At 63.9% G+C, this 12,939-nt stretch carries 14 protein-coding genes; 2 read left to right on the forward strand and 12 right to left on the reverse strand.

Annotated features, from left to right (window positions below):
* The first annotated feature begins 122 nt into the window (after positions 1-122).
* Complete coding sequence (locus tag AC0L2V_RS28165) at positions 123-1,004, forward strand: sugar phosphate isomerase/epimerase family protein (protein WP_473521783.1); 882 nt, start codon at positions 123-125, stop codon at positions 1,002-1,004.
* Here AC0L2V_RS28165 and phnE (AC0L2V_RS28170) read toward each other — a convergent pair.
* The 11 genes from phnE (AC0L2V_RS28170) to phnG all read right to left on the reverse strand — a co-directional run bounded on the left by phnE (AC0L2V_RS28170) (position 992) and on the right by phnG (position 10,981).
* Complete coding sequence (gene phnE / locus AC0L2V_RS28170) at positions 992-2,542, reverse strand: phosphonate ABC transporter, permease protein PhnE (protein WP_473521784.1); 1,551 nt, start codon at positions 2,540-2,542, stop codon at positions 992-994. The two genes, AC0L2V_RS28165 and phnE (AC0L2V_RS28170), sit on opposite strands and share 13 nt — an antisense overlap.
* Positions 2,543-2,546: 4 nt before the next feature.
* Entirely contained in the window at positions 2,547-3,521 is a 975-nt protein-coding gene (gene phnE / locus AC0L2V_RS28175; protein WP_473521785.1) for a phosphonate ABC transporter, permease protein PhnE, read from the reverse strand.
* Positions 3,522-3,597: 76 nt separating this feature from the next.
* The gene (gene phnD, locus AC0L2V_RS28180) at positions 3,598-4,506 is read right to left on the reverse strand and encodes a phosphonate ABC transporter substrate-binding protein (RefSeq protein WP_202365879.1); all 909 of its coding nucleotides are present in this window, start codon (positions 4,504-4,506) and stop codon (positions 3,598-3,600) included.
* 160 nt (positions 4,507-4,666) lie between these two features.
* Positions 4,667-5,524: a phosphonate ABC transporter ATP-binding protein gene (phnC, locus tag AC0L2V_RS28185; protein WP_473521786.1), complete on the reverse strand. Its 858-nt coding sequence runs from the start codon at positions 5,522-5,524 to the stop codon at positions 4,667-4,669.
* A 262-nt stretch (positions 5,525-5,786) separates the two neighbouring features.
* A complete protein-coding gene (locus tag AC0L2V_RS28190; RefSeq protein ID WP_473521787.1) occupies positions 5,787-6,407 on the reverse strand; it encodes a DapH/DapD/GlmU-related protein in 621 nt (206 codons plus the stop codon).
* Positions 6,404-7,111 carry a phosphonate C-P lyase system protein PhnL gene (gene phnL, locus AC0L2V_RS28195; RefSeq protein ID WP_292554734.1) on the reverse strand — a complete coding sequence of 236 codons (708 nt, stop codon included), beginning with the start codon at positions 7,109-7,111 and terminating at the stop codon, positions 6,404-6,406. The genes AC0L2V_RS28190 and phnL overlap by 4 nt, the downstream gene beginning before the upstream one ends.
* Before the next feature lie 2 nt (positions 7,112-7,113).
* A complete protein-coding gene (gene phnK, locus AC0L2V_RS28200) occupies positions 7,114-7,890 on the reverse strand; it encodes a phosphonate C-P lyase system protein PhnK (protein WP_091595419.1) in 777 nt (258 codons plus the stop codon).
* A complete protein-coding gene (locus AC0L2V_RS28205; protein ID WP_287245869.1) occupies positions 7,887-8,798 on the reverse strand; it encodes an alpha-D-ribose 1-methylphosphonate 5-phosphate C-P-lyase PhnJ in 912 nt (303 codons plus the stop codon). The genes phnK and AC0L2V_RS28205 overlap by 4 nt, the downstream gene beginning before the upstream one ends.
* Positions 8,795-9,904: a carbon-phosphorus lyase complex subunit gene (locus AC0L2V_RS28210; protein WP_473521788.1), complete on the reverse strand. Its 1,110-nt coding sequence runs from the start codon at positions 9,902-9,904 to the stop codon at positions 8,795-8,797. Before AC0L2V_RS28210 ends, AC0L2V_RS28205 begins: the two co-directional genes overlap by 4 nt.
* A gap of 1 nt (position 9,905) precedes the next feature.
* On the reverse strand, positions 9,906-10,517 hold the full coding sequence (phnH, locus tag AC0L2V_RS28215; protein WP_091595426.1) for a phosphonate C-P lyase system protein PhnH: 612 nt from the start codon (positions 10,515-10,517) through the stop codon (positions 9,906-9,908).
* On the reverse strand, positions 10,517-10,981 hold the full coding sequence (gene phnG / locus AC0L2V_RS28220; protein ID WP_473521789.1) for a phosphonate C-P lyase system protein PhnG: 465 nt from the start codon (positions 10,979-10,981) through the stop codon (positions 10,517-10,519). The genes phnH and phnG overlap by 1 nt, the downstream gene beginning before the upstream one ends.
* A 123-nt stretch (positions 10,982-11,104) precedes the next feature.
* Here phnG and phnF point away from each other — a divergent pair, with 123 nt between their 5' ends.
* A complete protein-coding gene (gene phnF / locus AC0L2V_RS28225) occupies positions 11,105-11,854 on the forward strand; it encodes a phosphonate metabolism transcriptional regulator PhnF (protein ID WP_473521790.1) in 750 nt (249 codons plus the stop codon).
* Positions 11,855-11,862: 8 nt separating this feature from the next.
* On the opposite strand, the gene AC0L2V_RS28230 is transcribed toward phnF, so the two are convergent.
* The gene (locus tag AC0L2V_RS28230; protein WP_473521791.1) at positions 11,863-12,879 is read right to left on the reverse strand and encodes a zinc-binding alcohol dehydrogenase family protein; all 1,017 of its coding nucleotides are present in this window, start codon (positions 12,877-12,879) and stop codon (positions 11,863-11,865) included.
* Positions 12,880-12,939: the final 60 nt, after the last annotated feature.

Consider the following 12,939-nt stretch of genomic DNA (forward strand, 5'->3'; position numbering starts at 1 on the left):
CAATTCGGGGCAATCCGACCTCTCCCCTCGGGGAGAAGGTGGCCGCGAAGCGGCCGGATGAGGGGGCTTATGGCGAAGTCGGCGGAGGAGCCAGCCGGCCGTCAAAAAGGGAGGGGGCGTCGATGAAAATCGGCATGTGCATGTTTTTGTGGACGACGGCCGTGTCGAAGAAACACGAGCCGCTGCTCAGGGATATCAAGGCGACCGGCTTCGACGGCGTCGAGATACCGATCTTTGCCGGCACGCCGGACGATTACAAGAAGCTCGGCACGCTGCTCGACCGCATCGGGCTAGAGCGCACCGCCGTTTCGGCGATGGGCGATCCGGCGATGAATTTGATCTCGGCCGATGCCTTAACGCGCAAGGCCGGCATCGATTATATGAAATGGGCGATCGACTGCACACATGCGCTTGGCGCCAGAACGCTGAGCGGCCCGCTGCATTCGACGCTCGGCGCCTTTTCCGGCAGTGGGCCGACAGCGGCGGAGAAAAAGCGCTCCGTCGCCTCGCAACGCGCCATCGGCGACCATGCCGGCAACAAGAACGTCACCATCGGGCTGGAGGCGCTCAACCGCTTCGAGTGCTATCTGCTCAACACGATGGACGATCTGTCGGAGCATGTCGACGCAATCGGCCGGCCGCACATCAAGGCGATGTACGACACTTTCCACGCCAATATCGAAGAGACGGACGCGATCGGCGCCTATACGCGCAACCGCAAAAATGTCGTTCATATCCATATTTCGGAGAATGATCGCGGCGTGCCGGGGCGCGGCCATATTCCGTGGCAAGAGACGTTCTCGGCCATCCGCAAGAGCGGCTATGACGACTGGCTGACGATCGAGGCCTTCGGCCGCTCGCTGAAAGATTTGGCGGCGGCTACCAAGGTGTGGCGCGATTTTTCGGAAAGCCCGGAAGCCGTCTACCGCGACGGCTACAAGCACATCAAGAGCGGCTGGAAAAAGGCTGGTGCCTGGACGCAGCCTTTCTCTCAGGCGATCTGAACTGCCGGCGGCCGGGCGGAAACGCGCCGCTCATCATTGCTGTTTGCGACGGTCCCCATCAGCTTGCGGCGGAGATAGCTGGAGATGCTGTCGAAGATAAAAACGACAAGCAGGATCAGCAGAACCATGTAGAAAACATTGGCCCAGTTGGTGTTGGTGCGCATGGCCTCCCACAATTTCAGGCCGATGCCGCCGGCGCCGACAGCGCCGATGATCGTCGCTGACCGGATGTTCGATTCCCAGAAATAAAGGGATTGGCTGAGGAATACCGGCAGAACCTGGGGCAGCACGCCGTAGCGCTGCACCATTGCCGGGGTGGCGCCAACCGAGCGGATGCCCTCGCGCTGCTTGTCGTCGATGTTCTCCAGCGCCTCGGAATAAAGTTTGCCCAGGGTTCCGGTGTCGGTGAAGAAGATAGCCGACATGCCGGCCAGCGGCCCAGGACCAAAGCCGCGCGTAAAAAACAGCGCCCAGATCAGCATGTCGACCGAGCGCAGGAAATCGAAGAAGCGCTTTGTCACCTGGTTGGCTATGCGGCTCGGTGTGACGTTGCGCGCAGCCAGGAATGCGAGTGGAAAGGCGACGATCGAGGCCAGCACGGTGCCGACGAAAGCCATGACGATGGTCTGTAAGAGTTTCAGCCAGACGTCGCCGTGCTGCCACTCGGCGTTGTTCAAAATGTTGTCCCAGGCGAGCGCCGCGTTTGACCGCGACGGGTCGATGCGTGCCCCGGAAACGATCAGTGAAGCGACCTCGCCGAACGGCTTTCCCCAGAATGGCGAGTTCGTGTCAAACACGAAATTGGCCCAACCGAAGAAACGTCGCCAGGCGACCACCTCGTCGTTCTGCACCTCAGCGCGGCCGAGAAATCCGAACGAGACATAGGCTGTCGAGCCTGGCCTGCGTTGCTCGATCCAGTCAGGCAGCGGTGTGCGCGGTGTCACAGAGCTGCCCTTGGCGATGTCAAAGACGACGCTTTCGGCGCCGCGCGTCACGGTGACCAGGTTTGGCGTGACGGCGATCCGGCCATTGCCAAGGGTGACGGTCGCCGCCACGACGGCGTTTTCGCGCACCGTTTCAGGCACCGCAGGAGCGGATTGGCCCGAGGGGGCGGTCGGGTTCTCGGCAGTTGGCGCACCAGGCGCCATGAACGAATCCTGCGACGACTTGTTGGTCGCGGTCGCCGGTGCCGGCGCTGCCTCGACCTGCCGCTCGATGACGGCGATCTGCTTGGCCACCCAGTCGGGATCTGGATTGGATCCCAGCTTGGAGAAGCGGGAGTAGTCGATTGTCAGATGATTGTCCTTGAATTCGATGTCGGGCCGGATTTCGTAAGACACCCAGTCGGCGAGATAAGCGCCGGCAAGGTTCCAGTTCGCCTTTTCCAGAACGGCGGCGACCGAGAAGAACCAGGCGCAGTAGAAGGTGTAGAGAATGCAAAGAAGGATGCCGATCGGGGTGGCATAGCGCTTCCACAGCGAGCGCCGGAACGCGTCCGGGTGGCGAGCGGCGATGTCGTTGATGGCATCGGCTTTCATTTTCTTATTCTCCGCGCCCGTACGCGAACGCCTGCCGGCCGACAAGACGATGTCTCAGCCATGCCGAAAGCTGGTCGACGGCGACAATCGTGCAGAACAGCAGGAAGACGATGGCGATGGTCTTGGCCTCATGGCCCCGGCCGATCGAAAGACGCAGGGATTCGCCGATGCCGCCGGCGCCGACGGCGCCAAGTATGGTCGAAGCGCGCACATTGATCTCGAAGCGGAGCAGGAAATAGCTGATGAAGTTGGGCAGGACCTGGGGCACGATGCCGAACCACACCCGCTCGACCCAATTGGCGCCCACGGCGCGCAAGCCTTCCTCAGGTTTCATGTCGGCATTTTCGACGACTTCGAAGAACATTTTTCCGAGCGCGCCGACGGTATGGATGCTGACCGCAATGATCGCAGGAATCGGCCCTAGCGAGAAAATCGCCAGAAAAAAGCCGGCAATGACAATTTCCGGAAACGCGCGGACAATTTCAAGGAAGCGGCGGATAGCGAAACGGAGCCAGCGGCTGGCCGTGATATTGCCTGCAGCGAAGAAGCAGAGCAGGAAACCGAATGTGGCGCCCACCAGCGTCGAAAACAGGGCGATGTTCAGCGTCTCGATCATCCGGTGGAAATACTCCGGAATGTAGATGCCCTGGGTCAGGTAGACCCGGCCTTCCGGGTAGTCGAACTTGAGGCTGCCGTCGTCATAGGGGGACGGCAGGTCGAACAGCGCACGCGCCGGGTCGAACCAGTCGCGCGGCTTCAACTCGGCGAAAAAGTCGGCGACGTAGGGAAGGCGGTCGAAGAACTTTCCGGCGTTGGTTTCGTTGGCAAACCAGAGCGAGCCGGAGAGTGCAAGAAACAGGAAAACCAGGCCGCCGATCGTGTAAAGGCGCCGGCGGGCGGCAAGATCGCGCCAGTGCCGCTCAACGGTGGCTCCCTCCGGTGAAAGCGCGGGCGCGCGGTAAATTTCGGTCGCACTCATCGATGTTTTTCCCGGCCCCTGATGCGGCAACGCCGCCGGCGGCACATGGCCCCGGCGGCGTTGTGGCAGTTTGTTTCTACGAGCCGATCTTCGCCTTACGGGCGTCGATGATCGGCTGGTAGAATTCCGGGGTGACCGGTGAATAGCCCTTGTAATCGCCGCCTTGAATTGCCGAGAAACAGGCCGGATCGGTTTCCGGAAGCTTGGTCAGGAAATCGGTGATCTTCTGCCTGGTGCCGGCGTCGATCGACGTACGCAATACCAGCGGGCCGTTCGGGATCAGGGGCGACTGCCACAGTTCGACGAGGTCATCCATCTTGAGGACGCCCTTGTCGACCATCTTGCGCAGATTGCCCGAGCTGTAGCCGTCGTTGAAGTCGCCGACGCCGGAGGCCCAGGTGGTGCCGGCATCGAACGTGCCCTTCAGGACTTCAAGGACAAGCTGTTCATGGCCGCCGCCGAAACCGGTCGACGCGAAGTAGCTCTTCACATCCATGCCGATGTCCTTGGGCAGTGACGTGACCGGGATCAGGTAACCGGAGGTCGAATCGGGATCGGCGAAACCGAGTTTCTTGCCCTTCATGTCGGCGAGCGTCTTGATGCCGGAATCAGCCCGAGCGACCATGACCGCACGGTAGCCGGTCGAGCCGTCGGTCTGGATCGTCGTCAGGATCGGTTGAACCGCGTCCTTGTTTTCGAGATAGACCTTGGCGTAGGCGGAAGCGCCGAGTTCGGCAAAGTCGAGCGTGCCGCCGAGCAGGCCCTGGATGACGCCGTCGTAGTCGGCGGCCGGGAACAGCGAAACTTTTTCGACGCCGAGGACTTGCTTGATGTGGTCGGCGAAGCACTGGTAGTTGCGCAGGCGGTCGGCTTCGTTCTCGCCGCCCAGAATGCCGACGCGGAATTCTTTCAGGTCCTGTGCCTGGACTGCGCCCATCGCCATGGCGAGGATGGAAACGGCACCGAAAAGTATTTTTCTAAACATTTCGCGTCTCTCCTGTTGGTTCCGGCATCGCGCCGGCAGCGTTCGAATTTTGACGGCGCTTTGTTATGCCCGGCCTTGATGCGGACTGGCGGTCCAGGCGCTCTTTCGTCGTCTGCTTTCGTATACTCGTATACCGGTATCCATTTGCCGGATCGTGGACCTAGTAGCCGGGAAATGCGGGCTCGAGCGGTCCGGCGGATGCGACGATCTTTTGCTTGATGGTGACGCTGGTCGAAGTGATCGCCTCGGAGATTTCGCCGCCATTGCTGTCGGCGCCATAGACCATGCGCACGGCCTCCCGATTGAGCTCTTCGGGCGGGCCGTCGAACACCACCTTGCCGGCGGCCATGCCGATGATGCGGTTGCAATAGGTGCGCGCGGTATCCAGCGTGTGCAGATTGGTGACCACGGTGAGGCCCTCGCGCAGATTGATGTCCTGCAGCGAATCCATCACCACCTTGGCGTTGAGCGGGTCGAGCGAGGCGATCGGCTCGTCGGCGAGGATGACTTTCGGCTGCTGCATCATGGCGCGGGCAATCGCGACGCGCTGCTGCTGGCCGCCGGACAAGGTGCCGGCCGGCTGCAGCGCCGTGCGGGCGATGTCGAGACGCTCGAGCGCCGCGATCGCCTCGGCCCGTTCCTCGCGGGAGAAGACACCGAGCAGATTGACAACGGTCGAGCGGTGATTGAGCCGGCCGAGCAGCACATTGGTCAGCACGTCGAGGCGCGGCACCAGGTTGAATTGCTGAAAGATCATGGCGCAATCGCGCTGCCAGCGCCTGAGCAGCGAGCCGCGCAGGCTGGAGACTTCGGCGCCGTCAAAGAAAATCGAGCCCTGGCTCGGATCGATGAGGCGGTTGATCATGCGCAAAAGCGTCGACTTGCCGGCGCCCGAGCGGCCGATGATTCCGACCATTTGGCCGTGCGGGATCGAGATGTCGACATTGCTGACGGCGGTGTTCCTGCCAAACCGACGGGTGACGCCGCGGATTTCGAGCGTGGCTGAGATTGCTGGCATAGAGCAGGTTCCAGTCCAGTCGCAGTTGAAGGTCTGTTAACCTTGGCTAGCGCAGCCGCGTGAAACCGCGGTGTCGGATTGATGTCAGTTTTGTTACCGTCCACAGCCTGGAAGGGGCGAGCCGGCGGACGCGGTTCGATCAAGTGAATGGTGAATGGTGAATGGTGAATGGTGAATGGTGAATGGTGAATGGTGAATGGTGAATGGTGAATGGTGAATGGTGATAAGAACGGCTTCCCTGCCGCCATTCACTATTGACCATTCACCAACTGCCGTATTTTTCCAGAAATGCTTCCGCCGAAAGCGCGCGAAAATCGTCGAGCGCGGCGCGCAGGCGGGCGTGGTCCCAATCCCACCAGGCAAGTGCCCGATAGCGTTCCGCAGTGCGGCGGTCGAAGCGTTCGCGGATCGGTTTGGCCGGCACGCCGCCGACGATGGTGTAGGGCGCGACGTCTTTCGACACCACGGCGCCGGCGCCGACCGCCGCACCGTCGCCGACGCTGACGCCGGGCAGGATGGTCGAGCCGTGGCCAAGCCAGGTGTCGTGGCCGATGGTGACCCGTTTGGCGCGGCGCTGGGCAAAGAATTCGCTCTCGTGCTCGGCGTCGTCCCAGTAGTCAGAGGCGCGATAGGTGAAATGGTGCAGCGTCGGCCGCCAGGTCGGATGGTTGGTGGCGTTGATGCGCACGCTGGCGGCGATGTTGGCGAATTTGCCGATCGTCGCGCACCAGGCGCTGCAGTCCTGCATCATGTAGGAATAGTCGCCGAGCGTACTTTCCGAAAGCCGGCAGCGTTCGGCGATCTCGGTCCAGCGGCCGAGCGTCGAGTTGTCGACTTCCGCTGTCTCGTGGACAAGCGGCGTTTCCGACAGTTTTCTGGTCATGCGGCGATTTTCCCGGCGGCAAAAGCGGTCACGTCGATGACGCGGTCGGCCACTGCCTCGCGCACGTCGTGGTCGTGGAAGATGCCAAGTAGGGCGACGCCGGCCGCCTTCTTGGCCGCGATCAGCGCAATCACCACGTCACGGTTGCTGGCGTCGAGCGAGGCGGTCGGTTCGTCGAGCAGCAGGATCGGGTGCTCGGTGATGAAGCCGCGCGCGATGTTGACGCGCTGCTGCTCGCCGCCGGAAAAGGTCGCCGGCGGCAGTGCCCAGAGCTTTTCCGGCAGGTTGAGTTGCGCCAGCAAGGCGCGTGCCTTGCCGCGCGCGACCTCGCGGTCCTCGCCGCGCTCGACCAGCGGTTCGGCGACGACATCCAGCGCCGAGACGCGCGGCACTGTGCGCAGGAACTGGCTGACATAGCCGATCGTGAGCCGGCGCACGGCAAGCACGGTGCGTGGGCTGGCCGTCGCCAGATCGATGAGCCCGTCCTCGTGCTGGACGATGATCTGGCCTGCATCGACGGCATAGTTGCCGTAGAGCATCTTCAGGATCGAGCTCTTGCCGGCGCCGGAGGGGCCGCCGAGCACGGCGCATTCGCCGCTCCTGATCGAGAACGACACGCCGGCGACGACCGGCAGTCTGATGCCGTCGCGCAGATGCATGGTGAAGCTCTTGGCGACATCGGAGACGACGAGCGGGGTTGCCATGATCACACCTGCAGAATGGAAGAAACGAGAAGCTGGGTGTAGGGCGCGCGGGGATCGTCAAGCACGCGGTCGGTGAGGCCGCTTTCGACGACGCGGCCGTCCTTCATCACCATCATGCGTTGCGACAGCAGACGCGCCACCGCAAGGTCGTGGGTGACGACGATCGCCGCCAGGCCGAGATCGGTGACCAGGCCGCGCAACAGGTCGAGCAGGCGCGCCTGCACGGAAACGTCGAGGCCGCCGGTCGGCTCGTCCATGAACACCAGCCGCGGCCCGGTGACGAGGTTGCGGGCGATCTGCAGGCGCTGGCGCATGCCGCCGGAAAAGGCCCGCGGTTCGTCGTCGATACGGTCCTCGTCGATCTCGACGCGCGACAGCCAGTCGACGGCGGTAGCGCGGATTTTGCCATAGTGGCGATCGCCGACCGCCATCAGCCGCTCGCCGACATTGGCGCCGGCCGAGACCGTCATGCGCAGCCCGTCGGCGGGGTTCTGATGGACAAAACCCCAGTCGGTGCGCATCAGGAAGCGGCGCTCGGCCTCGCTCATGCGGTAAAGCTCGCGGAACTGGCCGTCGCGCATGCGGTAGCTGGCGGTGCCGGAGCTCGGCAGCAATCTGGTCGACAGGCAGTTGAGCAGCGTCGTCTTGCCGGAACCGGATTCGCCGACCACCGCCAGCACCTCGCCCGGCCACAGGTCGAAGCTGACGTTCTCGCAACCAATGCGCGAGCCGTAGAACTTGGACAGCGCGGAAACGCGCAGCAGCGGTTCGTCGGTCATTGCGCCGGCTCCCTTTTTTCCAGGGCAGGAGGGGTCTCGGGCGCAAGGTGGCCGCGATGGCCTTGCTCGCGCCGCTTCTCGCAATGGTCGGTATCGGAGCAGACGAACATGTGGCCACCATGGTCGTCGAGGATGACCTCGTCGAGATAGACGTTCTCGGCCGCGCACAGTGCGCAGGGCTGGTCGAAGGTCTGCACCTCGAACGGATGGTCCTCGAAGTCGAGGCTGACTACGTCGGTGAAAGGCGGCAGCGCATAGATGCGCTTTTCGCGGCCGGCACCGAACAGTTGCAGGGCCGGCGAACGGTGCATTTTCGGGTTATCGAACTTTGGCGTCGGCGACGGGTCCATCACATAGCGACCCTCGACCTTGACCGGGTAGGCATAGGTGGTGGCGATGCGGCCATGCCGGGCGATGTCTTCGTAGAGTTTTACATGCATGAGGCCGTATTCCTCCAGCGCATGCATTTTGCGCGTTTCCGTCTCGCGCGGCTCGAGGAAGCGCAGCGGCTCGGGAATCGGCACCTGATAGACCAGCACCTGGCCTGCGGTCAGCGGGTGCTCGGGGATGCGGTGGCGGGTCTGGATGATGGTCGCCTTCGCCGTGTCGGTGGTGACGGCGACATTGGCGACCTTCTTGAAGAAGGCGCGGATCGAAACCGCATTGGTGGTATCGTCGGCGCCCTGGTCGATGACCTTCAGCACATCGTCGGGGCCGATGATCGAAGCGGTAACCTGGACGCCGCCGGTGCCCCAGCCATAGGGCATCGGCATTTCGCGCGAGGCGAACGGCACCTGATAGCCGGGAATGGCGATGCCCTTGAGGATCGCGCGGCGGATCATCCGCTTGGTCTGTTCGTCGAGATAGGCGAAGTTGTAGGTGGCGATGTCGGTCGGTTGTGCGGTCATTCCGCGGCCTCCCTTTTTTCTTCCATCTTGCCATTCTCGCGGGCGTCGTGCTCGGCGCGCATGCGGCGCACCAGGTCGAGCTCGGCCTGGAAGTCGACATAGTGCGGCAGCTTCAGATGCTCGACGAAGCCGGTCGCCTGGACATTGTCGGAATGCGAGATGACGAATTCCCCGTCCTGGGCAGCGGCGACGACATCTTCGCCGAATTCGGTTGCGCGAAGCGCCCGGTCACATAGCGCCATGGCCATCGCCTTGCGCTCGCTCTGGCCGAAGACGAGGCCGTAGCCGCGGGTGAATTGCGGCGGCGCCTTGGCCGAGCCCTTGAACTGGTTGACCATCTGGCACTCGGTGACACGCGCAGTACCCAGCGGTACGGCGAAAGGCAGCTCCGGCACGTCGAGTTCCAGCTCGACCTCGCCGATGCGAACCTCGCCGACGAACGGATGGTTGCGAGCATAGCCGCGCTGGGTGGAATAGCCGAGCGCCAGCAAAAAACCCTCGTCGCCGCGTGACAGCGCCTGCAGGCGGATGTCGCGCGCCATCGGGAATTCCAGCGGCTCGCGGGTGATGTCGCCGGGGATATGGTCCTGCGGCATGTCGCCGTCGGGCTCGATCAGGCCTTCGCGGGCGAGGATGGCGGAGACGCGCGGCATGGCTTCCGCGTCGCTGGCGCGCTGCAGCGGCTCGGCGACATCGCCGCCGGCGGCAAGCTCGGGATCGAGCAGCCTATGCGTGTAGTCGAAGGTCGGGCCGAGCAACTGGCCGCCGGGCAGATCCTTGTAGGTCGCCGACACGCGCCGCTCGACCAACATCGCCCCGGTGTCGATGGCCCTGGTGTAGCCGAAGCGCGGCAGCGTGGTGCGATAGGCGCGAACCAGGAAGATCGCCTCGATCATGTCGCCGCGCGCCTGAACGATGGCCAGCGCCGCCAATTCACGGTCGTAGAGCGAACCTTCGCTCATCACCCGGTCGACGCCGAGCGCCAGCTGCTCGACGATCTGGTCGAGGCGCAGCGCCGGCACGGAACGGTCGCCGCGGCGGCGGTCGGCGAGCAGGGCGTGGGCGTTGGCAATGGCCGCTTCACCGCCTTTTACCGCGACATACATATCACGCCTCCATCGTCTTGATGCGCGTCGTGCGCGGCAGGCAGGCAACGCCTTCCGGGGTGGCGAGGATAATGTCGACACCACGGGGGAAACGCTGATTGTTCTGCTTCCATTGTTCGACGAAGTGGCGCGGCATCTGCGCCGGCGCGATTGTCGCGGTTGTTTCGATGCCGGGACCTTCGAGCAGCAGCGGGGCGCCTGAGACAAGATCGCTGACCTGCAGGATCAGCGTCGTCGAGCGGTCGGGATAGTCCTGGGTGCCTTGTGAAAAGCCGTCGAGCGCCATCATCTCGGCCGGCGTGGCGATCAGCGCGAAATGCGCATCGGCTGGCGTGTGGGCTAGTGGCGCGCCGGTGTGGAAGCCGAGCCAGGATTTCACCGCTGCCGGGGCCTGCAAGACGAGGTCGAGCCAGAGCGGCGTGTCGTTGTCGCACAGCGCCAGCGCGATGGCGCCTGCGGTGGCCGACAGCGGCGCCGGCGGGCGGGCAAAGACCGGCAGAGGCTGCAGGGTGCCCGGCCGCGCCATTGCGTCCATCACGGCGCGGAACACCGTCTGGGCGTCGAACACCGGATCGGCAAAGCCGCCCTCGATCGCCTGGGTTGCGATATCCATCAGTCTTCTCCGCGTACCATCGTGAAGAAATCGACCTTCGTTGCCGCCGTCTCGGCGCGCCGCCGCTCACGTCGGCTGGCCAGTGCGGCCTGCAGCGGCGCAATGAGTTTGGTTTCGACCTCGTTGCGGCGGGTGGGATCCTGCCAGAGCGCGTCGGCGATCGCCGCCAGTTTTGCTTTCTGCTTGTCACGGCCCAGCGCGTAGCAGTGGCCGACTTCTCCCGAGGCAAGCCGCACCGTCGCGCGGGTGACTGTCGCCTCGCCGACGTTGAACGGCGCGCCGCCGCCGCCGATGCGGCCACGCACGGTGACCAGGCCGGTTTCGGGGCCGCGCAGGAGCTCTGCTTCCGAAGGCAGGCCGGCTTCGTTCCAGAGGCGGACGATATCGTCGCCGGTCGATTGCGCCAACGTCGCCATGACGGCCTTGCGCTCAAGCTGCTGATCGCGCGCTTCCTGTCCTCGCATGGTTAACATTCCCTTGCATCGAAAATTCGTCTATTGATATAGACAATTATACAAATTATAACTATTTTCTAAAGCGTGTCCATGACGGATGGATGACAGCGCGAAAAAGATCGGGGCAAAGAGATGATCGGTCAGCAGATGGCCAGCAGCTTGGAGCGGCGCAGCGGCGTCGCGCTGTGGCGGCAGATCGCCGACCAGATCCTGCAGTCGATCGCCGTCGGCGACTTTGCCGAGAATGCTGCGTTGCCACCGGAAGTTGCACTGGCCGAGCGCTATGGCGTCAACCGCCATACGGTGCGCAGCGCCATCGCCGCACTGGTGCAGGATGGCGTGCTCAGGGCCGAACAGGGGCGCGGCACTTTTGTGCTGTCGCGCAAGCGCCTGTCCTATCCGATCGGAGCGCGCACCCGTTTTTCGGAGGGCTTGCAAGGGCAGGCGTCGGAGCGCCGCAGCGTGCTGCTCGAATCGGCGGTCGAGCCGGCGAGCCGGCGCGTCGCCGAAGGGCTGGGGCTTGCCCGGGGTTCTGATGTAATTCGCCTCGAGACACGCGGCGAAGCCGATGGACAACCGGTCTCGCGTGCCACCGGCTGGTTCGATGCGGCTCGCTTCGCCGGCATCGATGCCGCCATGGCTGAAACCGGATCGGTGACCGCCTCATTCCAGCGTTTCGGCATCGGTGACTATCTCAGGCAATCGACGGTGCTGTCGGCCCGCCACGCGGACGCCGCCGACCTTGCCGATCTCGATCTGCAGCCCGGCGCCATCGTGCTGGTAACGGTCGCCGTCAACGTCACGCCGGACGGCCAGCCGATCCAGTTCGCCGAAACGCGGTTTCCGGCCGAGCGCGTCGAGCTCAAGATATCGGCGCTTTAGGTCCGGTCTTATCCGACCTGGATGACAGCCTTGATCAGGCCCGATTTCTCGTGCGCCCAGCGGGCGAGGTCGCGCGGCGTGTCGCCAAGCGTCGTGCGATGGGTGACGAGCTTTGCCAGCGGCACAGCACCGTCGCGGATCGAGGCGGCGACATGGTCGAAGTCGGCGCGCAGCGCGTTGCGGCTGCCGATCAGCGTCATCTCACGCTTGTGGAATTCGGGATCGGAAAAGACGATGTCATCCTTGACGACGCTGACCAGGACCAGCGTCCCGCCATGCGCGACATGGGCGAAGGCTGACTGCACGGACTGGGTGTTGCCGGTGGCATCGAAAATCACGTCAAAACCTTCGCCGTTGGTCGCCTCGCGCACCAGATCGGTCGCAGACTGCCGCGAACCGTCGAGGGTGGCGAAGCCGAGTTCGCTTGCAGCAAAACCCAGCCTCTCCGCACTCATGTCGAGCAACGTTACGTCGAGGCCGGCGATGCGGGCAAACAGCGCTGTGCCGAGGCCGATCGGCCCGGCGCCGATGACCAGCGCGCGCGCGCCGGGATCAGCCAGCGAGCGCCGCACGGCATGCGCCCCGATCGCCAGGAATTCGACGGCGGCGGCATCGGCCAGCGACAGGCCGTTGGCCGGATAAAGATTTTGCGCCGGCACCAGGATCCGTTCGCACATGGCGCCGTCGCGGTGGACGCCGAGCACTTCGATCCCGACGCAGCAATTCGGCTTGCCTTGCCGGCAGGCGATGCATTTGCCGCAAGCGAGATAGGGATTGATGATCACCGGCTCACCGACGGCCAGATCGACGCCTTCGCCGGCCTCGATCACGGTGCCGGAGACCTCGTGACCCATGACGCGGGGATAGGCGAGGAACGGATGCTTGCCCTCGAAGATGTGATAGTCGGTGCCGCAGATGCCGACATGACTGACCGCGACCAGCGCCCAGCCCGGCGGTGGTGTGCTCGGCGCCGGGCGGTCTTCCACAACAAGATCGCCGGGCGAACGGCAGATGACGGCTTTCATGCTTTGATCCAGTCGGTTCATGGCGCCGCCGGCCCGATCGCCGGGCCGGCGGTTGTTAAG

The organism is Mesorhizobium sp. WSM4814 (assembly GCF_055811595.1).